General features: G+C 42.1%; 20 protein-coding genes. 11 read left to right on the forward strand and 9 right to left on the reverse strand.

The window, feature by feature from the left end; translation table 11 throughout:
• Positions 1–9: 9 nt before the first annotated feature.
• The 3 genes from N477_RS03320 to N477_RS03330 all read right to left on the reverse strand — a co-directional run bounded on the left by N477_RS03320 (position 10) and on the right by N477_RS03330 (position 2,476).
• Positions 10–1,068: a FecR family protein gene (locus N477_RS03320; RefSeq protein WP_063364297.1), complete on the reverse strand. Its 1,059-nt coding sequence runs from the start codon at positions 1,066–1,068 to the stop codon at positions 10–12.
• A complete protein-coding gene (locus N477_RS03325) occupies positions 1,061–1,621 on the reverse strand; it encodes an RNA polymerase sigma factor (protein ID WP_196760570.1) in 561 nt (186 codons plus the stop codon). Before N477_RS03325 ends, N477_RS03320 begins: the two co-directional genes overlap by 8 nt.
• A gap of 135 nt (positions 1,622–1,756) precedes the next feature.
• Positions 1,757–2,476 carry a winged helix-turn-helix domain-containing protein gene (locus tag N477_RS03330; protein WP_155731783.1) on the reverse strand — a complete coding sequence of 240 codons (720 nt, stop codon included), beginning with the start codon at positions 2,474–2,476 and terminating at the stop codon, positions 1,757–1,759.
• Positions 2,477–2,776: 300 nt separating this feature from the next.
• Here N477_RS03330 and N477_RS03335 point away from each other — a divergent pair, with 300 nt between their 5' ends.
• Positions 2,777–3,133: a hypothetical protein gene (locus tag N477_RS03335; protein WP_063364299.1), complete on the forward strand. Its 357-nt coding sequence runs from the start codon at positions 2,777–2,779 to the stop codon at positions 3,131–3,133.
• Between the two features lie 58 nt (positions 3,134–3,191).
• Here N477_RS03335 and N477_RS03340 read toward each other — a convergent pair whose 3' ends face one another.
• Positions 3,192–4,811 (reverse strand): methyl-accepting chemotaxis protein, encoded by a 1,620-nt coding sequence (locus N477_RS03340; RefSeq protein ID WP_063364300.1) that lies wholly within the window; start codon positions 4,809–4,811, stop codon positions 3,192–3,194.
• A 258-nt stretch (positions 4,812–5,069) separates the two neighbouring features.
• On the opposite strand from N477_RS03340, the gene N477_RS03345 reads away from it, so the two are divergent.
• The gene (locus tag N477_RS03345; RefSeq protein WP_063364301.1) at positions 5,070–6,269 is read left to right on the forward strand and encodes a hypothetical protein; all 1,200 of its coding nucleotides are present in this window, start codon (positions 5,070–5,072) and stop codon (positions 6,267–6,269) included.
• Between the two features lie 12 nt (positions 6,270–6,281).
• A complete protein-coding gene (locus tag N477_RS03350; RefSeq protein WP_063364302.1) occupies positions 6,282–6,686 on the forward strand; it encodes a hypothetical protein in 405 nt (134 codons plus the stop codon).
• On the opposite strand, the gene N477_RS03355 is transcribed toward N477_RS03350, so the two are convergent.
• Positions 6,683–7,474 carry a substrate-binding periplasmic protein gene (locus N477_RS03355; protein ID WP_063364303.1) on the reverse strand — a complete coding sequence of 264 codons (792 nt, stop codon included), beginning with the start codon at positions 7,472–7,474 and terminating at the stop codon, positions 6,683–6,685. The two genes, N477_RS03350 and N477_RS03355, sit on opposite strands and share 4 nt — an antisense overlap.
• 215 nt (positions 7,475–7,689) lie before the next feature.
• Between N477_RS03355 and N477_RS03360 the strand changes: the two genes are divergently transcribed.
• From N477_RS03360 to N477_RS03375, 4 genes are all read left to right on the forward strand, one after another.
• Positions 7,690–9,459: a glycoside hydrolase family 3 protein gene (locus N477_RS03360; RefSeq protein ID WP_063364304.1), complete on the forward strand. Its 1,770-nt coding sequence runs from the start codon at positions 7,690–7,692 to the stop codon at positions 9,457–9,459.
• 79 nt (positions 9,460–9,538) lie between these two features.
• Entirely contained in the window at positions 9,539–10,336 is a 798-nt protein-coding gene (locus N477_RS03365) for a D-glutamate cyclase family protein (RefSeq protein WP_063364305.1), read from the forward strand.
• 17 nt (positions 10,337–10,353) lie between these two features.
• Complete coding sequence (locus N477_RS03370; protein WP_063364306.1) at positions 10,354–11,088, forward strand: 5-oxoprolinase subunit PxpA; 735 nt, start codon at positions 10,354–10,356, stop codon at positions 11,086–11,088.
• A 27-nt stretch (positions 11,089–11,115) separates the two neighbouring features.
• Complete coding sequence (locus tag N477_RS03375; protein ID WP_063364307.1) at positions 11,116–11,643, forward strand: GNAT family N-acetyltransferase; 528 nt, start codon at positions 11,116–11,118, stop codon at positions 11,641–11,643.
• A gap of 80 nt (positions 11,644–11,723) precedes the next feature.
• Here the strand turns inward: N477_RS03375 and N477_RS03380 are convergent, their stop codons facing one another.
• Complete coding sequence (locus tag N477_RS03380) at positions 11,724–13,868, reverse strand: beta-propeller domain-containing protein (RefSeq protein ID WP_063364308.1); 2,145 nt, start codon at positions 13,866–13,868, stop codon at positions 11,724–11,726.
• A 155-nt stretch (positions 13,869–14,023) separates the two neighbouring features.
• Here N477_RS03380 and N477_RS03385 point away from each other — a divergent pair, with 155 nt between their 5' ends.
• From N477_RS03385 to N477_RS03400, 4 genes are read left to right on the forward strand one after another with little or no spacing between them, the layout of a single operon-like run.
• Positions 14,024–15,019: a MipA/OmpV family protein gene (locus N477_RS03385; protein WP_063364309.1), complete on the forward strand. Its 996-nt coding sequence runs from the start codon at positions 14,024–14,026 to the stop codon at positions 15,017–15,019.
• A complete protein-coding gene (locus N477_RS03390) occupies positions 15,009–15,407 on the forward strand; it encodes a DUF3019 domain-containing protein (RefSeq protein ID WP_063364310.1) in 399 nt (132 codons plus the stop codon). Before N477_RS03385 ends, N477_RS03390 begins: the two co-directional genes overlap by 11 nt.
• Positions 15,407–16,099, forward strand: coding sequence for a response regulator (locus N477_RS03395; protein WP_063364311.1), 693 nt, complete (start codon positions 15,407–15,409; stop codon positions 16,097–16,099). The genes N477_RS03390 and N477_RS03395 overlap by 1 nt, the downstream gene beginning before the upstream one ends.
• 6 nt (positions 16,100–16,105) lie before the next feature.
• Complete coding sequence (locus N477_RS03400; protein ID WP_063364312.1) at positions 16,106–17,356, forward strand: ATP-binding protein; 1,251 nt, start codon at positions 16,106–16,108, stop codon at positions 17,354–17,356.
• Here the strand turns inward: N477_RS03400 and arfB are convergent.
• The 3 genes from arfB to N477_RS03415 all read right to left on the reverse strand — a co-directional run bounded on the left by arfB (position 17,346) and on the right by N477_RS03415 (position 20,514).
• Positions 17,346–17,759: an alternative ribosome rescue aminoacyl-tRNA hydrolase ArfB gene (arfB, locus tag N477_RS03405; RefSeq protein ID WP_063364454.1), complete on the reverse strand. Its 414-nt coding sequence runs from the start codon at positions 17,757–17,759 to the stop codon at positions 17,346–17,348. The two genes, N477_RS03400 and arfB, sit on opposite strands and share 11 nt — an antisense overlap.
• A 207-nt stretch (positions 17,760–17,966) precedes the next feature.
• The gene (locus N477_RS03410) at positions 17,967–19,172 is read right to left on the reverse strand and encodes an ABC transporter permease (protein ID WP_063364313.1); all 1,206 of its coding nucleotides are present in this window, start codon (positions 19,170–19,172) and stop codon (positions 17,967–17,969) included.
• A gap of 13 nt (positions 19,173–19,185) precedes the next feature.
• Complete coding sequence (locus N477_RS03415) at positions 19,186–20,514, reverse strand: ABC transporter permease (RefSeq protein ID WP_063364314.1); 1,329 nt, start codon at positions 20,512–20,514, stop codon at positions 19,186–19,188.
• Between the last annotated feature and the right edge of the window lie 3 nt (positions 20,515–20,517).

Consider the following 20,517-nt stretch of genomic DNA (forward strand, 5'->3'; position numbering starts at 1 on the left):
ACTCTTACATTAATTCGTTTTAACCATGGCAGGCTTAGTAAGCAGCCATGTGTCACCTGATTGCGTGTATTCTAATGACAACATCGCAGCAAGATCTTGTATCACAGACGGAATATCTTGGGTTGAAAATGAAGCTGTGACTCTCAGCTGTTCAACATTGTCACCAACCACAATGATCTGGCCAGCGTAATACCGGTTTAGCTGAGCGACAATATGACCCAGAGGCGCATCTTGATAAATCAACTGGCCTTGCTGCCAATCATCAATCAACGTCGGGTCAATAGGCGTTACTTGACTCAGCCCTCTGCTGTTATCTGCAAAAATAACCTCTCCTGCTTGAAGTTTGGCATGCTTGCCTTGCAGCTCCACTTCAACTTGCCCCTCAGCAACCGCCACCTGAATCGAGCTCGGGTTGAAACGCACATTGAACTCAGTGCCTATTACGGTAATAGCCACTTGACCGGAAGAGACAATAAAGGGTCGAGCTTTATCGCCAACAACATCAAAATACCCTTCACCGGAAAGTAGCTTCAATGACCGAACTTGATTTGAGATAGACACCAGCAACTTGCTATCAGGGCCAAGCGTCACCACACTGCCATCGACTAACTGGTATGTTTCAACTTGCGCTGTTTCAGTTTGATATATCTGCTGTGCTATTACAGGGCTCGCCCCTTGCGGCTCTTGCCCAAACCACCCCAACATAGCTATCAACATGACACTCGCCGCAACAGCAAACCAGCGATATATGTGGTTATTCGCTGCTGACTCATCAGTACTCATTGTGACTTTTGACGAACTTTTTAATTGCTCAACCAGCATTTCAGGATCTGAGCTTTGTGCCACCGGTACTTGCTCTACCAATGAAAGCGCGTCCTCTAGGCGTCTATAAATACGCTCATGTTCAGGGTCTATGATCAGCCACTGTTCAAATTGCACTTTTTGCTCAAGATCCAGTTCATCTTGAATCAGCAACCAGTGGGTAGCCTGTTGTTCGATAAGTTGCTTCGAAGATGTTGTATTTAAATCGGTGTCAATGCGACTGAAAACATCATTGGATTTAGTCATTAGCACTTACCTTTGTCTGGTGATTTAACGCATTACTGCAAATAAGCACTGCTTTAGCGACCTGGCGCTTTACTTCTGTTTGCGACATCTCGCACCGTCTGGCAATTTCGGCATAAGACATTTGATGAACCCTGTTGAGCAGGAATAATTGTCGCTGCTGCGCTGGAAGCTGCATTAAAGCTCTATCTATCAATGCTAATTTCTGCTTATTATTTAAAACGAGTGAAGGCTCTCTGTCATCCAAACTGACATCAGGATCAGAGATTTGTTCGTCAATATAGCGCTGTCGTGTTTTTTCTGAACGCTTAAAATCTAACACCAAGTTTTGCGCCATTTTATACAAAAATGCACGGTGATTTTCGATTTTTTCTTGATGCTCAAGCCGGGAAAAGCGCTCAAATGTTGCTTGTACTATATCTTCAGAGTCTGGTGGCTCGCCAAACTTACTTTTTAAAAAAGCACAAATTTCTTGGCTGTATTTGTGGTACAAACTAGTGAGCAAATGACTTTTTAAATGGCTGATTTTTGATGTTGTCTTTACTGTCTCAGACAAGTGTGTGCTCTCTAGCTCAAAAGTAAAACGGTGGCAATGAAATGGCCAAATGATGCGCGATTTTATCACTGCGCCCTTAAGTATGACAAGTCAGCCAAATTTACTAAAACGCAATACTGAGTGCCCAAATTAAGCTCATTTCTGATCTAAACATGGTTGATATTTGTAGCCCGCTGAATAAACACTGGTAATTAACATATGTTGGGGGGAAATAACCTTTAACTTCCGACGTAGGTTACGAATGTGGCTATTCACTGTATTTTCAGATACAACTCGATGATCTTTATACATATGTTTGCGAATATCCTCTCTGTTAAAGACAGTATGAGGATGGCTATACAATAAGTGAAATAAATTAAACTCCACCTCTGTGAGCTGCACTTCTTTATCCGCATATTTGACTCTAAAATGGTGCTCAAGCAATTGAACACGATGGCGCATTGCGGCTAGTTTTTGTAACCGACGTAACATGGCGTTGACTCGTGCCACCATTTCTTCAGGGAGATAGGGTTTAAAAATAAAATCATCTGCCCCAGAACCTAATGCAATTAATTGATCAACTCCTTGCTGACTACAGCTTGTAACTATCAATAATGTGCTAGATGAATAGTATATTTCAGAGCAAAACTTTATGGCATTCCCAGCTAAGGAAGCTTGGTCGAGAATAACAAGATCAGGGTGGTTTAATAAAATCCAATCTACAATATGATTTTCATTTCTCAGCTGATAGCACTGATGTCCTTCGCCATTGATATATGAAGCTAATTTATCTGCCAATGCTTCATTTTGTTCAAACAATAAAATCTTCGCCATAACGATAATTAAGCGGTCATAACCGTAAATGGCTAAACCCAACTTTAACACCTCACAATTACACTCATTGCAAGTATGACGGGTAACAAATCTTAATCGTCCAAACTTTTGAATACATTCAGGTAATAAAATAGAGACTCTGTAATATCTGTAAACCCTACTTATTTTATTGTTACAAAAATATGGTGTATGGAACCTTTGTCACTGCCCCACACCTTATAAATTACGTCGTACCCTTAACCAAATTAGAAAACCAACATTATTGACACAAATTTATCACACCCCATAAACTAATGTGGAGACGATAAATCGCCTCACTAACTGATATAAAAGGAAAATTATATGAAAAGCTTAAAAGCACTTTTTTTGGTCACAGGTTCTCTCTTTGCAAGCTCTGTATACTCAGCAAACGTTACATGCGAAATATTCACAGAGGGAGGTGGCCTTAACCTCAGTGGTCAAGATTGCTATGCGATTAATCTGACAAATGAAAATTATGCACGAGTTGTTTTTACAATCAATGATTTAACAAACCTTGTGAACGCACATGTATGGCAAGGCTGTAGGGCAAGCAATAACGCGAAAAGCTGCAGCTCCTATGTAAGAGCAGGCTCAACAACATCAGCGTCTGCAATTGTTTTATATAAGGACGGTACATGGGATAGAACGAATAGATCAACTGCAACTTTTGAGTTTTAACCTCAACTATGGCGCAATCTAGTTCTCATCGCGCCATTCATAAAGATGAGCACGAGGATCACATCTTGAACTTACCTGTTGCTTCCATTAAGTGGTCTGAAGCATCGTGAAGTTGATGAGATACCTCATCTAAATCAGAAAACGAGGCATGCACTTTCTGCTGAGAAATATTCATTCTTTCAATCGTTTCAGCAACAATGTTAGCAACTGAGCTCTGCTGCTCCGCCGCAGACGCAATTTGGTTATTCATCATGGTAATATTAGCGATCTTGCTTTGGATCTCCTCAAGGGCCTGCCCTGCGTTAAGCGATCGCGTTTCATTACTACTCGCTTGATCATTGGCTTGCGTCATCATCTTCACACTGCGATCAGCCGCATTTTGCAACGAGTCCAGCAAAGTGCGTATTTCTGTTGTTGCATCACCAGTTCTGGATGCAAGCGTTCTTACTTCATCGGCCACAACAGCAAAACCACGTCCTTGCTCACCCGCCCTAGCTGCTTCAATCGCCGCATTTAGTGCTAACAAATTTGTTTGTTCAGCAATCGAGCTTATTACATCTAAAATCGACGAAACGCTATCAGTGCCTTTTGCCAGATCATTGACCGCGTCTGCCGCCTCTCCAATTTGTAAGTTTAAATCTTTAGAGTTTGCGATATTATCAGATACCGCCCTAAGGCCATTTTGCGCTTCAACTTCCGTTTCTTGCGCTGCAGTGTTAGCCGCTGAGGCTGCTTCACTAATGCTCGTTATTGACTGAATGAGTTCATTGATAGACTGCTGAGTTTGTGAAGCTTGTGACGCTTGTTCATCCGTGAGGTTACGCACATTTTCCGTGCTATGTACTAGCTTTTTTGACGTATCTAACAAGGGCTGAGAAACTGCCATCACGCCTTTAATAGACTCTGTTAAAGTATCCATAAACTTATTAAAGTTAAATGCCGTGCGTCCCAACTCATCTTTGCCAATCACGGTTAGGCGTTGATTTAAATTCCCTTTCCCATCAGCAAGTTCCCTTAAAGATAAACGCAGAGCATTCGCAGTGCTACTGATATTTCTCGCCACAGACAGTGCCACGACCAATAACAGAATGCTCAACACAAGACCTGCTTGCACCGACATCCAAAGCCCATCGTTACCACTTTGATTTGCTTTTTCAATGGTTTCCTTAAAATACTGTCCGACCACTTCCCTGTAGTTTGTTAAGTCAGCATCTGTTTGCTCAAATAAATCGGCTTTTTGCTTTGCAAGCGTAGGTAACTGACTAAAATCAATGGTGTTTGTGATCATCCCATCAGCCAGCTTTTCAGATAATTTGCGATACTGGTCAATCACCACGAGTTGTTCGTTAAGCATGGCCCGATTGTTATCATCTAAATCAGCCAGTTGGGCAATATTGTCGGTCAATTCGGCTACTGTCTGCGACGCTTGAGCAAGTACATCTTTGTCAGCAAAAGACACTGATTGACTGAATAACTCATCAGCTCTTTTGATAAGCACGCTATTAATCGTCGATAATTGAACCGTTTTATATATTTTTTGCTCCAACAATAACAGCTCTTGTTGCGTACTTTTAAAAGCGGCAAAGTTTATGATTAAGTTGATAATAAAGACAGAAATGGACAGAGCCACGATCAGACAAACTTTATAAAATAGCGGAAGGTTTTTGAACCACAGCATGTTCAGTATCCTGCATGAGCGTCATTAGAAAAGCAGTAGGGATAACCCACACAGCTTCATTTGGTACATTTGTAAATATAATCTTGGACAAAATTACGTAAATTGCCAATTATTCGACAATTTTCGATAAATCTAGTTAGTTCGTCTTCGTAATAGGAAATTTTTTTTACAAACTAGTAAATAAGTAATCTTGTTCTACGGTTAGAGTGGTGCATGTAGTCGGTTGCACCTAATACAACCACAGGACAGGGTGAAACTATGAAATCTAATAATGCTGTAAAGTTGTTAATTGGGGGAGCACTTGCATCATGCAGCTTCTGCAGTTACGCAGACGTGGTATTTAATGGCTTCGCATCACTGCGCGCAACCTCAGCGGATAGTGACGGCGGAACATCTGCATTTCCCACACACAAAACTGATGGAGATATCTCATTTTCAGATGAATCTCTATTTGCACTTCAAGCGAGAACCGACCTTGGCGAAGGACTTAGTGCAACCATACAAATTATGGCCGAGGGCACTGAGGATTTTGACGCAGAGGCTCGTTGGGCATATATCAGTTATGAACTATCGCCTCAGCACACCATCAGCATGGGCCGTTTTGCAAACCCAAGCTTTTACCAATCTGAATATCAAAACGTCGGCTTTACCAATAATTTTGGCCGCCTTCCTCGCGCCGTGTACGCTGGCTTTGATTTTTCAACCATTGAAGGGATAGCCTTAGACAGTAACTTCACTTTTGGTGATTACTCACTTGTTACTAAGGTACTTTATGGTAATTGGGATGGCACCACCTTCCTTGCAGCAACACAAAATGACGAAACATTTGGCTTTAAAGACGAAATATCTGTCAGAGTCGAGTTGAGCAAAGACTGGTGGACCGTATTTGCAGGCTTCTTCATGGTGGAAATTGAAGGGGGTAGTGTCGACAGCAATGCCATTTTAGGTGCCACTAAAAGTGCAGTCGAGCTAGCCGTTAGCCAGGGCGCGACCGCGCAACAGGTTACAGAATACGAAAACGCTGTCATTTGGGGTGGTAAGGACGGCTTATATGGTTATTCAGGCTTTCATATCGACTATGAGAAATTTATTGTTGATTTCGAATTCGCTAACTATGGCGTTGAAGACTCATCAGATGGCTTCAACCGAGCTTGGTATACCGCGTTTGGTTATCGCTTGATGGATAAAACAATTGTTACCGTCCATCACGAGAAATCGATTCAAGATGAAGGGGATTTAGAGTTCCTCAAAGGCATCTCTCACCCAACCTTATTTGCTACTGCAAAAGCATTGAGAAATACACTGTCGCTCAGAGAGTTTGATGCGATTGGTGTGTCAGTTCGCTATGATTTTCACTCTAATGCCGCGTTCAAATTCCAGTATTTATCTGGTGAAGACACGCGCCCCAACGTCCAAGATTTTACTGTCTTGAGCGCTGGCGTAGACATCGTTTTTTAATGGGGTGACAACATGAAAGCTATACTACTTACTACTGTATTTATGTTATCCACCTCAGCTCTCGCCGTTGATGTGGTTGTCCACCCCTCTAATAACGCAGCGCTAGATAAAGGCAAAATTGAGCAAATCTTTTTGGGTAAATTAAAAACTTTTGATGGCTCAGCCAAGGTTATTCCCATTAGCCAAGTTGACAGCAATCCAGTAACGGAAGAGTTCAATACCAAGGTCGTTGGTCGCAGTGCTAGCCAACTGAAAGCCTATTGGTCCAAACTCTTATTTACAGGAAAAGGTCAACCGCCTAAAAGCATGGCGAATGATCAGGAAGTTATGAAGTTAGTTGCTGATAACCCGAATGTAATTGGATATGTCACCAGTGGCAGTGCCGACGGCAGTGTTAAAGTGCTCATGTCCTTCTAAGGTGACTCAATCAAGTTATAAAACTGATCAATTGCTTTAGTATATAAGAAGCTCTGCTCTAGCAGAGCTTCCATAACACCACTTCGTTTTGCTTTTACAATTTCTTGTTCAATCGAGGCTTTGTGATCTAAACAGGGGCTGAAATTAGACAAAGCCAGATACACATGATTAATTTGAATAGGCTCAGGTAACATCGCCAAAGGCACTGTTTTGCCAGATTCAAACCACGTATTAATTGTTTGCCACTGAGGTGCGATGAAATAATCGATCCTTTTTAATTTAATTAATTGAATGGCTTTAGCGATACTGTCGGTACGAAGTAATTGTAAATTATCTATCTCAAGATTAAGCGAAGGTTCTGGGTTAAGCGACATATCGCGCAAAATTGCGCCTCTCAAACCATATAACTTATTCATGTTCATAACGCGCTTGCCACGACGATAGAATACCGCATAAGCAGAATCCGTAATGGCAGGGTGTAGTACAGTAAACCAATCTTTGGGGTAATTATCGCTTTGTAAGCCAACAAACATATCAATATGACCATCACGTGCCCACTGCATCACGCGCTGCATTGGCGCAGGTCTTGTCACTTCGACCGTGATTTCTTTGGGTATAATGGTACGCACAAACTCAAAGCCAATTCCTACCTGCTTTTCATCATTGATGGCATAACTAATAGGCGGCATATCTGGACTACCAGACAAACGCACTAACGTGCACTGGGCATCACTTGCGACACTTTTAAAAAGGCAAAAAAATAGACATATGCAACATTGCTTATTCATGCGGCTCTCGCGCCCACAAATTCCTAATGTTAGTTATAGACCATTTAAAATAAATAGACCTTGAACAAGCACCAACTAGGCCGTTTAAAAACTTCATTAAATTCAATTTTAAGCCTCTAAACTCAGCCATTCACATGATACAGTAAGCAAAAAATTAACTACTTGATGCCGTGCGTATTTTTAATTCTCTCAAAATTGTAGGTTTACTGAGCATTATGACAATGAGTACACTAGCCTGCGCCAACAGCGCCCAAACCGATATTCGCCAGCTGCTTGGACAAAAGCTCATGCTGGACTTTCGCTACTTTTGCCAAAACGACGTCCAATGCCGTCAGCCCATGACGTCCTTGCCCCCTGAACTGGCTTCGCTTATCAAACAATATCATATTGGTGGCGTGATTTTATTTGCTGAAAATGTGCAGCAAACAGCCCAAATCATTAAACTCACAACCGACTTGCAACAAGCCAGCGAGACGCCACTGTTTATTTCTATTGACCAAGAAGGTGGACGCGTAGCGCGGATCAACCGTGCAGAAGCAACCTCGTTCACTGGCAATATGAGCATAGGTGCAACCTATGATAAACACGGTGATAAGTATGCAACAAGCGTTGCAACAGTGATCGCCAAGGAGCTGATCAGCCTTGGGATCAACGTTAACTTTGCGCCTACTGTTGATGTAAACGCCAACCCACTGAACCCAGTTATTAATGTCCGCTCTTTTGGCGAAGACCCAAATCGAGTTGCACTTTTAGGCGCTGCACAAGTGAAAGCATTTGAGCATCACGGGGTTATTTCTGCACTCAAGCATTTTCCAGGTCACGGAGATACCCATGTAGACAGCCATACTGGACTGCCAAGAGTTGATCATACATTGGCACAAATTGAGCGCCAAGACCTTTACCCTTTTGCACAGATTATCAAGCAACAACAACCGGGTATGATCATGACTGCACATATTCAATACCCAGAATTAGACAGCAGTACAGTGACGAATAAGCAAGGTGAAAAAATGATTCGCCCTGCCACGATGTCGCGCGCCATTATGCATGACTTACTCAGAAGTAAAATGAATTACCAAGGTGTAACTATCACTGACGCGCTTGATATGGCTGGTGTCAGTGACTTCTTTACACCTGTTGATGCGGTTATTGAAACCTTTAATGCTGGGGTGGATATAGCGCTAATGCCAATACAAGTAAGAAATCCAAAAGATTTGGCAGAGTTTGTCACGTTTTTTGATGCACTCGCAAACGCAGTTGAAACGGGTAAACTAAATCAACATGACCTGATCCAGTCAAATCAACGAATTGCCAAGCTCAAATCTCGCATGCTCAGCAAAAATGGAACACCCAGTCTTGCTATCGCAAAAAGCATGCTTGGCAACCCTCAGCATAGAAAAATTGAAGCTGAATTAGCGCTTGCGGCGATAACCGAAGTGAAAAATCAAAACGTGCTGCCAATCAAAGCTGAAGAAGGTGCCCATATTCATTTAATTATGCCTGATAGACAAAAAGCAGCGGCTTTAAAGCAAGCTTTGCTCACTGAGATAAATAAAAATATTACGATCTCAGTTACTAGCCTCCAAGCTTTTAAACCAGAGCGAGCAAAACAGGGAATATTAAAAGCTGATTGGGTGATAAGTGCCTATGCATCACCCGAGCAAAGCGCGGCAGAAATTGGTGGGATGGATGATTTAGCAGAACTAGCGTCTTATGAAGTATCAAAGCAGCAACAGCCCAAAGCATTATTTGAGCTAATGCAGTTTGCACACACACATAAAAAAGAAAGTTTATTTGTCAGCTTGCGTGCGCCATACGAAATTGCAAAATATGCACCGTACAATCAAGCGGTTTTAGCAAGCTATGCCTATAATGTGGATGTAGTTATTGAAAATGATGTGCGCGGGCCTGCATATACAGCATTGGCAAAGGTGATAACTGGTAACGCAAAAGCCCATGGGACATTGCCAGTCAGCATCGATTAATAAGTGACCCAAACTAGTAATACGTCACCTAAAAGCCGCCTCGCATTGATGAAATCACGTCTATTTTTGTGGGGGTAATATGGATCCAAAGGCGTCCTTAACGGCACCTAACGCGATTCGTGAAATGATCAGAGCCGGGGATTATTCAGGTCCAACCAATGGATTTGTGCCCGGCTTCACGCAATGTAATATTGTGATTTTGCCTAAGGCTTATGCTTTTGACTTTCAAAAGTATTGCCAAAATAACCATGATTGTTGTCCCTTATTAGCAACCAGTGTAAACGACGGCGAATACCACCTCAGTGCACTGGGAACTAACATCGACATACGTAGAGATGTGCCTAAATATCGAGTGCTTCGCGATGGGCAACTGGTAGATGAAGTCACTGACATTGAAAGGCTTTGGCGCGATGACTTCGTCACTTTTGCGCTTGCCAGCTATGTCGCCTTTGATTATGTATTACACACTTTTGGCTTTGATAACACCACGTCCAGCCCTGCACATACTCTACCCATGTATATCAGTAATATACCCAGTGAATCGGTAGGGCCGTTTAAAGGGAATAAAGTAGTCTGTTTAAGGCCAATGGATACACAAGAAATTATTCGTGCCATACAAGCCGGTAGCATCAGTCGCGTACCACATGGTATTCCTGTTCATTTTGGCAACCCAGCTGATATTGGGATTAATAATTTGCAAAAGCCCAACTTTGGCGACCCGATTTTCATTCCAGACGACAAGCAACCTGTATTTTGGACAACCAGCCTCACCGCTCATCTCGCAATTACCCGTGCAGCGCCAGAATTGTGTATTATAAACAGTCCTCAACATATGTTGGTCACAGATAGGCCAGATATGGATCTGTTAATACAATAATTAAAAAGTAGGTTGGCATGCTGTTAAATTGTGATTTGGGCGAAAGCTTTGGTGCTTGGGAGATGGGGCTTGATAAAGAGGCTATGCCATTCATAGACATGGCAAACGTTGCATGTGGATTTCACGCAGGTGATCCTAGTGTTATGCAAAAAACGATAGCACTTGCTAAGCAGCATAATGTACTACTTGGTGCCCACCCAAGTTACCCTGATCTGCAAGGTTTTGGCCGCCGCTCGCTCACCATGGCTAAACAAGAGCTCATCAACTGTATTCACTATCAAATAGCAGCGCTAGAAGGGATGGCAAAAGTTGCTGGAATGACGCTCAGTTATGTTAAGCCCCATGGCGCGCTATACAATGACATGATGCGTGATGAGTCTATATTAACCACGCTCATAGAAGCGATCCATCAATACCCAAGTGATCTGAAGTTAATGATTTTAGCCACATCACAAGCAAAGCAGCACCGCGCCCTTGCCCAGCAATATGAGGTGACTTTACTCTTGGAAGCGTTTGCCGATAGATTATATACCGATGAAGGGATGCTCACACCTCGCTCTGAGCCTCACGCAGTGCATAGCGAAGAGAAATTATTAGAGCAAGTAAAGCTTCTCGCTGGCAGTCAATCCGTGATAACCGCAAGCGGACACAAACTCGTGCTGGCAGCAGACACGCTGTGCGTGCACGGCGATAACCTTCACGCCATAAAACAAATAGAGAAAATAAGAACGATACTCAACGATCCACAGTAACTGTTTGCATTTTAAGTAGGGATAACGATGGAGCTGATCACACCGAGATTAAGGCTCAGGCCGCTGACTAAAAATGACTGGCAGCTGTTTAAGAAATTAAACCAAAATCCAGATGTCATGGCTTACGTCGCAGATATACAAGCACAGCAAACTTTGAAATCACTTTTTGATGAACGCTGTACTCGTTGGCAAAAACAAACTGATGCGTGGCTCACGCTAGTCATAGAGCGAGTTGATACAGAAGAGTGTATCGGCTTACATGGGTTTAAAAGCTTCTCTGACAAGCCAAACATTGCAGAGCTGGGGTTTATGTTATGTCCTACTCAACAAGGCTATGGCTTTGCGTTTGAAGCATCCAAAGCCGTTATTGACTATGCATTTATTCACCAAGGTTATGACACTCTATTGGCTACTGTCACTGTTGGCAATAATGCATCTGAGCAATTACTAAACAAGCTCGGATTTACTGTTTTTCAAATTATTAAACAAAATTATCAAATAGGTGAACAGATATTTGATGATCTTCAACTTACGTTACATAACCCACATCGATAAAACATAAAAGCGCCACCCTGCGTAAATTAGGTGGCGCTTGGTCTGTCCAAGATGTCACTTGGAACATGAATGTACGCGATTTAGAAAGGGCCAGCGTTTACATCAGGCGACTGCCATAAACTAGACCAGACGAAATTTCCATGGACATAAAAGATCGTATCTCCATGAATGACGCCTCTATCATCTGCTGCGCGCACATAAGGAACGCTTTGCGGGGGCTCATCATAGGTTGCAACACTACTCCCGATGTAAGTTAAAGACCCTGAATCTGCGGTGCTAACCTCAAAAGCTGCCAACTCATTTTTGTTACCCCAATTACTGGTATTGTCATCTTGAATAGTGACTTCCCATGACTCCACAGGTAATGTCATGCGGAACGTTTGATCGCTGACTTTTAAATAACTGAAAGCGTGATGGTCAAATTCGACAGGAGTATATCCACCTGCAAAAACATGTTCTTTAATTAAACTGGGTGATGTCATATCACTCACATCAAATAAACTTACTTTGGCGCCAAAATTGGGCGCTATATCAGTTGAGGAATCATCGGAGGCATTAAATGGAAAGTCATCGACATTTTGCCCGACACCAATGAGCAGCTCATCAGACACGGGGTGAAGGTATGCAGAGTAACCTGGGATTTCAAGCGCACCAGCCATGATAGGTTCATCCGCCTTAGATAAATCTAATACATACAACGGGTCTATCTGTCTAAAAGTAACCACATAAGCTCGCTCGCCCATAAAGCGAACCGCATAGATATTTTCCTCTACCATACCATTTGACTCAACCTTACCTATCGGCGTCGGATGGGCTTCATTTGGCAAACGTGCTATCTCTTCAAGATCAGTCCCTTGTTGCTGCAATACAAATAACTGATGTACCATGCCCTTCGACTCGCTAAAACGCGTAGTGACAACGCGTAATTGGCTGTTATATTCACTCAACCTGAAAGCCGCATTACTGACATTTGACACGAGAATAGGTTCAATCATACCTATCAAATTACCACCAAATCCGAGCGACCCCTCTATTGCCCCGGATGCACTATAGGCAACCTTCCCACCGTCGAGTGAAAACTTATGCAATGCGGTTTGCGATAAGTCATCGAAACTTGTTACGTCACTAGGCCAAAAACGTTTATGTAAATAAATGCTCTCTTGAGAAGCATAAACGCCATCAGACGGCGCATTAATACAAGTAGATTCAATACTTGTAGGATTCTGCATAGAGATTTTAGTGATGGTCGTAATTATATTTTCGCTGTCTGATTCAGTTGCATCTGTTGGTATGTAACACGCACTTGCATCAAACAGTGGGGACTCTTCCCCAGAGTTTAAGTCCTTAATTTTAGGAATTAGATCCAACACATTAGCTTGATAAAGAGCCTGATAAATTGCTAGTTCATCTGTCTCATCGGTATCAAACGCAGCATGGTACTGACTGACCACATACAGCTCACTCCCTATCACTCGGCTATCAAGAATACTTCCTTCAATGCGATACTGGTTGATAACTTGTGGTTGCTCTGGTGAACTGACATCCGCAAAACTTAATTCAAACGTATTAGAAAACGTATTTAACGAAGGAGAAGTAGAGGCAGTCTCATTTGAATCAGTCGGCGCTTCTAGAGTGAGCACTGGATATTTGAATACAGATGCAAGTCGACCCTCATGCAAATATAAATCCTGATGACTATACAGCGAGTCAGAGGCTTCTATTTGTGTAATTTCTTCGATACCTTGGTCAGTTCGCTTCATTACACGCACATACTGCCTAAATACAGCACTATGCGAGAGTTCTTGTTCAGAGTGAGCGGCTATATAAAGATAGTCCCCATCATATTCAATACGATCACCTTCATCAACGCCCGCTTCAACCACATTGGTTGAAGAAAACCCTGGGCTTGACTCCCCATCGGAAACAGGGGAAGCATTGACAGGCAATGAAGAATCAGTTTCGTTAACTGGTACCCGACTTAAATAAGCACCATTTTTTAGTAGTGAACTAAGCTCACTGGACGATGCTTTTTTTAATTTAGCTGATGATTCACCTAACCAATTCAATTCAGGGACACTGGTTGGTAAAGTCGACGGTCCTTGATCTCCATTATTATCACTATTGCTATTATTATCACTGCCACCTCCGCATGCAACCAATGCTGGTAGTACAACCAATGCAACACCAGCTCGTACTAACGAAAGCGTAACTTTTGAATAAAACATAGTTTTGCTCCTTGAATGAAAGTAACTTTACTTTAATACAGTGACGACATTCTTCTGTTATTTCGCTCGATCTATTTGTTATTTAATGTAACCACTTCTGGTAATTACGAAAATTACTGGTAAATTTAGCTCTAGGTTTTACAGGAGTAAATTGATTGAAACAGTTTTTCATATTGTTATCTCTGTGCTGCAGCTTATTCGCAAAGGATAGTATTGCAAACTGTAGTGAGAACAATGAGCAATGCACCGAAATAGGCAGATGGGATTTCTCTGTTGCCGTAGGTGCGGGTGTTGCGACCAACCCAGTCAGGGGCGGGGATAATGTGCCTTTAGTGGTATTGCCTTACATTAATTATTACGGTGATAAGTTCTTCTTTGACAACACAACTGCTGGCTACACTTTTGTAGAACAAAACAAGTTCGATGTCAGTGTTATCACCCAACTCAACACTGAGCAAGCATATTTTGAACGCTTCCACCCGAGTAATATATTAGTCAAAAATTCATTTACTGGAGAGTCCAGTAATCCAGTTATAACACCCGAGCCAGGTGACTCAAATCCACCCACGAGCCAACCCGACTCGGATGGCGTAAACTCTGATGGTGATAGCGGCGTTACAGATGGCGATAATGATTCGAATAATGATAAAGAAGACCCTGAACCAAATGAGCCCGCGAAATCAATCTCACTAGATACAATTTCTAAACGGGATTGGGCGTTAGATGGTGGCATACTTGCACATTGGTATTTTGAAAACTCATCTAAACTAACTCTAGTTTGGCTCCATGATGTTACAAATACTTACAAGGGATATCACGGCAGCCTCGATTACAGTTTTGTCATTCCAATACAAACAGACAGTCCATCCCGTTTAAAAGTCAAACTTGGGGCCGAATACAAAAACAAGCACTTAGTTGATTATTATTATGGGATCAGTCTCAAAGACTCACAATCACAGCACCATTTATATCAAGGTAAAGCCACTGTAAACCCATATGTAGGCGTTGCTTTTAACTATAAGTTAAATTCAAACTGGCAATTCAAGTTTAGTGCAAGACATACTTGGCTCGGGGCAGGCATTAAAGATAGTCCGCTTGTAGATCAAAGCTCTTCGTCCAATATTTTTATTGGGGGATTATATGAGTTTTAAGCTGTCCTCTATCCTTGTTTTATGTTTGTTATTATCAAAAACGGTTAACGCACAAGCTAATGCACCAACAAAAAAAGCAAAACTTGAAATTAAACCCATGGTTTGCATGGTTAAATCTATGGGCCAAATTTGTGAGATGACTATTTCGGTCGACTGGTCTATCCAAAAACCACAAAATGTATGCTTATTTAAAAACGATACCTCTTTGCAGTGTTGGCAGAACACGCAAAAAGCAAAAACCAATATTAGTATCTCTATTTCTGAAGACATGATTTTTTCACTTAGAAACGAAAAGATGCATGTATTAGCAAATCAGAAAGTAAAGATAAACGCAGCAGTAAGCCGAAAGTATAGGCGCAAACTAAAATCTGACTGGAGCTTTTTTTAATGGCTAAAGTAATCCTTGTTGAAGACGATGAAAGACTTGCAACGCTAACCGGACAATTTCTTGAAGGTAATAACTTTACTGTCACCATAGTTAATGATGGCGCTAAAGCAGTAAATACCATCATAGAGCAACAGCCTGATGTCGTTATTTTGGACATTATGTTGCCCAATTTAGATGGCTTTTCTATTTGTAGAGAAATAAGGCAAGCCTATTCAGGTCCCGTGTTATTTTTAACAGCCAAGGACAGTGATTTTGATCATGTAAGAGGGTTGGAAATTGGCGCCGATGATTATGTGATCAAGCCAGTTGAACCATACGTTTTGCTCGCCCGAGTTAATGCACTGCTACGACGTGGTGGCAAGCAGCAAGAAGAAAATGCTGACAATATCAAGCTTGGCCAATTAGAAGTCAACAAAGCTGCCCGTAAAGCCTACCTATCTGGTCAAGAAGTCGAATTAACCAGTTATGAGTTCGACCTGCTATGGGAGCTTGCTAATAACGCAGGACAGACATTAAGCCGCGAGCACATTTATAATCAAGTCGTTGGGCGTGAATATGATGGTTTAGACCGCAGTGTAGATGTGCGTATTTCTCGCCTACGCAAGAAGCTAGGTGATAATCCCGAACAACCATTTAGATTAGTGACTGTTTGGGGTAAAGGTTACTTGTGCTCTAAATCAGCTTGGGATTAATGCGCCATGCTCCGACTGTTAGCGAGTTTATATTTCTTTGTTTTTTTTAGTATTATCGCTATCAATCAAAGTAGTGAGTACATATGGAAACACTGGGGTAATCAAACACCCAATGAATTAGGCTATGCAAAACAAGTTGCGGACAACTTAAGAGACGTTCTAAACACCGTTGGCATTAAAAGCTCCCCTCAAGAAAACAACTTAGATATTATTCATATTAACGATGTCGCTTGGTTTCCAGAGCAGCGCGCTGCTTTGGATAAGGGCGATGTGGTCATTTCTTTCGACAGTAATGATAACTACCAACTTTTCATGCGACTAGCTGATGAGGTAAGTATCGTTAAACTGGGCCCGTTCGAGCCCAAACGCCCCTCTATATGGATTAAATATGGTTTTAAGTTCATTTCATTCTCTCTTTTAGCTTTGCTATTAATCCTGTGGCTGCGCCCTCTTTGGCGTGACTTAGAACAACTTAAACGGATCACAGAGCAACTGGCAAAAGGTCAACTAGATATTGCGACAAAACCTTCGAGGTTTTCCGCTATTTCAGCGCTTACTCAGCATATTCAAAAGCTCGCCCTGCAAACTGCTAGCCTGATGCAAAACCAAAAACATTTGGTCAACGCAGTATCACATGAATTAAGAACCCCACTTGCCAGATTAAAGTTTGCGCTTGCAATGTTGGCACCAAAAGATCCACAGCAAGTTCAGGCTATGAATCAAGATGTCACAGAAATGGAGCTTTTAATCGACGAAATGTTGAGTTATGCCCGCTTAGAGTTTTCTGAACGTGAAATGAGCAAAACAACTGTTCATTTTAGTGATCTAGTTAAAGCACAGGTAGATAAGTGCTTAGCGTCATCTAACAAGCAGATTGAGCAAAGTATTGCTTCAGATATTCAGGTGATAGGAAACGAGCACTATCTCGCACGCGTGTTACAAAACTTGCTACAAAACGCTGAAAAATACGGCGCTCGAAGAATTGAAATAGAGCTCAAACTTCAAGGTGAACACGCAATTTTATCTGTATCTGATGATGGTCCTGGCATACCTGAAGACAAGCGTGACAGTGTATTTAGTCCATTTACACGTCTCGATAGCAGTCGCAGCAAGGAAACAGGCGGATTTGGCCTTGGTCTTGCTATTGTGACCAAAATACTCAGCTGGCACAATGGTAAGTGCTGGGTCACAGAGTCTGAAATGCGAGGTGCGAGCTTCAACGTTTTATTACCAGCTCATTTAAACGCTAAAACTTAACAGAACGTCTGAGCACTTTTGTCTGTGCTCTCTTATTTTTTGTATCCAAACGCTTTTTTTGCGAACTTCTTGTCGGCTTTGTTTGTCGGCGTGTTTTCTCAACTTTGATTGCATCAAGGATCAGCTGCTTCAACCGATTAAGCGCATCTTCTTTATTCTGCTCTTGAGTACGATACGTCTGAGCTTTTAGCACGATGACGCCTTCTTTGCTGATCCGGCTATCCTTAAGTGCAAATAAGCGTTCTTTGTAAAAAGCAGGTAAAGTAGAGCGATTTATATCAAAACGTAAGTGGATAGCTGACGATACTTTATTGACATTTTGGCCTCCGGCACCTTGCGCTCTAATTGCCGTTAATTCTATTTCCCAAGCGGACAGCTCTACATTATTTGATAAACGTAACATACTAACTAAATTGCCTTTTTGAATTGACTCACGTACTCGCATGTAAACCGAATGAAACGTCTACCATCGTAAATAAGCGTGTAAGTGTATCGTTGTTTGCAATACACATTATAACAAAAAGGCAAGTAATGGGGATGTTTTAAGGTACTAAGCTCTAAATACCATTACCTAGAACTTAGTACTTTAACAATTTCTAATTAAAAGAGATTACACTGTGCGCGTCGCTATCGCAGGCGACAATTGGGATGCTTTTAAAGCGGGATATAATACAGCTATTTGGCCTAGAAAAATTGTGCTCAACGTACCGTAAAACATGTAGTGTACAGGCACAGTACCTAAGGAAAAAGCGTTACTAAAAGCATTGCTCAGGACTATCGCTGACACAATACCAATAGCAATTCCTATACTGCAAAGTACAAAGTTTTCTAACACAAAATATCGAATTATTTGCCCTTTACTTGCACCCATAGCACGTCGAATACCAATCAACTTAGTGCGCTTAATAATACTGTATCGAGATTGACCAAAAATCCCCAATGCCGTTACCATCAGTAAGCCACCAATCACGCCAAATAACGTGTTACTTGCGGCATTTTCAGCACTGTAGGCATTTGCCTTTACTTGCTCAAACGTCTCAATTTTATCTATCTTTCTACCGTGAAAGGACATCAAATACGCCAAGGCACTCTCCATCACTGCACTCTGCTGCCCCGGCTGTGTTCTAATAATGTAATACACCATGGCATCAGCCTCTTTAACTGGTCCCAAAATCACATGTTCGACAACGACCCAAGTTGGCCATGCTGCTTGTAATTTATCAATAACACCGACAACTCGCTGTGGCTTTTTATCAATGTAAATGGTCTTCCCAACAACTTGCTCCCATTGCTCAGCGTACAATGATTCAGCGAGGGACTTAGTGATCATAATATCAATGGCAACCTTGTGGCCATCTGTACGGGCTCTCAGTTCTGAGCTGGGGCTAAATTCACTGCCTGCAACAAGTTTTACGCCGAATGCATTAAATAGATTTAAGTCGCCACCGTAGTAACCCGAAAAAGTGTCATATCTGGCGTCGGGCTCAGTTGCAACTTCTAAAAATCGGCCCCAGCCACTTAGCGGTACTCCGGAGGAAACCGATGCGTACTCAACGCCTGATAACGCATTGAGGTTGGCCAGGTCTTGGTCTAACATGCTCGCTCGCTCATCCTCTTCAACGGGTAAGTTAGTCGCAATATAGAATACATTTTGCTCATCGAGACCTGAGGCACGACCTATCGACTGCCGTTTATCCATGGCAAGGAATATTGCATTAACTAATATCGTAAAGGTGATCGCAACCTGTAAAATAAACAGCAGTGACGCGCTCAAGTTACTTTTGAGTGACTTTATAATTGGTAATAAATCCTTCATTCATCCTTCTCCATTACAAGCTTTTCAGCTGTGTTGCAGGCTGAACTCGAATTGCTTTCACGATTGGGAACAATCCAAAAATCAAACTAGAAACGATAGACAACAAGACTGTCACCACCATTAACTGTGCGCTCATTGCCATGATATCTTTACTCAAATGCGTATAAAGTTGGCTCGACAACATCAAGCAAACTTGGCTCAGTAGCAACCCGAACAGGCCGCCAAATAAGCCGATAATGCCTGTTTCAATCATATACTGTTGGATCAAATCAACACTACTAGCACCAACTGCACGTCGAAGCGCTACTTCACCCGCTTTGCTTTGGAATTTGGTCATTATGATGCTCATCGCATTTAACAAGCACAGTGCAAAAAAACAAATAGCAAGCCAAACCGCTATCTCACTGTCTGATGAATAAGCTTCACGTTCTTTCAAATACTCGGCAGGTGATTGCAATTCATTTAACATGGGACGTTGAAAACGACCCAACGCTTTTTGTTGCTCTACATAAGACTCTAAAAAGTCCATATAAGCATCTTTTTCTAGTTCATTATGTAGCTCTACCCAGAAGTAGACCCAAATACACTCTGATGCCCAAAACGCTTCTACTGATGCATTGTCAGCCTCTTTCCAGCACTCAAAAGCCTGCACGTTTGGCGACCATAGCTCTAAATTCAACTGGGTTTGAAATGGCACGAATACATCTCGCGGGCCCTTAAATGCACGCGTGGACTCACCATAAAAGCGCGGTAAAATAGACCAGTCGTCAAGCACTCCAACCACTGTAAGTTGGTGCCCTCCAAGTTCAACTACTTGTCCAACCGAGTTTTTACCAGCAAACAGCTGATCATTAAGTTTTTTTGAAATAACCGCAACTTGTTCACCACTCTTATCACTGCCTTGGGGCCAAGGTGACCCATATAAAAAAGGCACATCAAAGGAAGAGAAAAAATCTCGAGTGGAGCTGCGCACAAACGTCATCTTTGCATCAACAGCATCCTGCGTGGGCAATTTAAGCATATCCTTAAACCCAGCAATTGGAATTTGCGCTTGAGCTTTATCGTGGCGGATTAGATTGACAGCATCTTGCACAGCCATGTAGATAGGCGCGTGCTCTTCATCCTCGTTGCCATAAATGACGTCTGGGCTCCAATTATTAATTCGCACTAAAAAAAGGGAATCTGACTTCGATGGTATAGGGTCTTTTGTCATCATATAGTTGATGGTATAAGTCGTCATCGTCGCCGCAATACCCACTGCTATAATGATGATTGCCAACAAGCTCATATAACGGGTTTTCCACAAGCTCAGCATCGCCAATTTGGTGTAATAAATCCCCATGAA

Source organism: Pseudoalteromonas luteoviolacea H33-S, from assembly GCF_001625695.1.
Classification (GTDB): domain Bacteria; phylum Pseudomonadota; class Gammaproteobacteria; order Enterobacterales; family Alteromonadaceae; genus Pseudoalteromonas; species Pseudoalteromonas luteoviolacea_B.

What these genes read in the sequence shown, in the direction of transcription:
- N477_RS03355 (WP_063364303.1), bottom strand. Translation starts at nt 7,474, where the DNA reads ATGAATAAGCAATGTTGCATATGTCTATTTTTTTGCCTTTTTAAAAGT.
- N477_RS03380 (WP_063364308.1), bottom strand. Translation starts at nt 13,868, where the DNA reads ATGTTTTATTCAAAAGTTACGCTTTCGTTAGTACGAGCTGGTGTTGCA.
- N477_RS03400 (WP_063364312.1), top strand. Translation starts at nt 16,106, where the DNA reads ATGCTCCGACTGTTAGCGAGTTTATATTTCTTTGTTTTTTTTAGTATT.
- N477_RS03415 (WP_063364314.1), bottom strand. Translation starts at nt 20,514, where the DNA reads ATGGGGATTTATTACACCAAATTGGCGATGCTGAGCTTGTGGAAAACC.
- N477_RS03395 (WP_063364311.1), top strand. Translation starts at nt 15,407, where the DNA reads ATGGCTAAAGTAATCCTTGTTGAAGACGATGAAAGACTTGCAACGCTA.
- N477_RS03320 (WP_063364297.1), bottom strand. Translation starts at nt 1,068, where the DNA reads ATGACTAAATCCAATGATGTTTTCAGTCGCATTGACACCGATTTAAAT.
- arfB (WP_063364454.1), bottom strand. Translation starts at nt 17,759, where the DNA reads ATGTTACGTTTATCAAATAATGTAGAGCTGTCCGCTTGGGAAATAGAA.
- N477_RS03335 (WP_063364299.1), top strand. Translation starts at nt 2,777, where the DNA reads ATGAAAAGCTTAAAAGCACTTTTTTTGGTCACAGGTTCTCTCTTTGCA.
- N477_RS03360 (WP_063364304.1), top strand. Translation starts at nt 7,690, where the DNA reads ATGACAATGAGTACACTAGCCTGCGCCAACAGCGCCCAAACCGATATT.
- N477_RS03390 (WP_063364310.1), top strand. Translation starts at nt 15,009, where the DNA reads ATGAGTTTTAAGCTGTCCTCTATCCTTGTTTTATGTTTGTTATTATCA.
- N477_RS03345 (WP_063364301.1), top strand. Translation starts at nt 5,070, where the DNA reads ATGAAATCTAATAATGCTGTAAAGTTGTTAATTGGGGGAGCACTTGCA.
- N477_RS03340 (WP_063364300.1), bottom strand. Translation starts at nt 4,811, where the DNA reads ATGCTGTGGTTCAAAAACCTTCCGCTATTTTATAAAGTTTGTCTGATC.
- N477_RS03350 (WP_063364302.1), top strand. Translation starts at nt 6,282, where the DNA reads ATGAAAGCTATACTACTTACTACTGTATTTATGTTATCCACCTCAGCT.
- N477_RS03410 (WP_063364313.1), bottom strand. Translation starts at nt 19,172, where the DNA reads ATGAAGGATTTATTACCAATTATAAAGTCACTCAAAAGTAACTTGAGC.
- N477_RS03365 (WP_063364305.1), top strand. Translation starts at nt 9,539, where the DNA reads ATGGATCCAAAGGCGTCCTTAACGGCACCTAACGCGATTCGTGAAATG.
- N477_RS03370 (WP_063364306.1), top strand. Translation starts at nt 10,354, where the DNA reads ATGCTGTTAAATTGTGATTTGGGCGAAAGCTTTGGTGCTTGGGAGATG.
- N477_RS03375 (WP_063364307.1), top strand. Translation starts at nt 11,116, where the DNA reads ATGGAGCTGATCACACCGAGATTAAGGCTCAGGCCGCTGACTAAAAAT.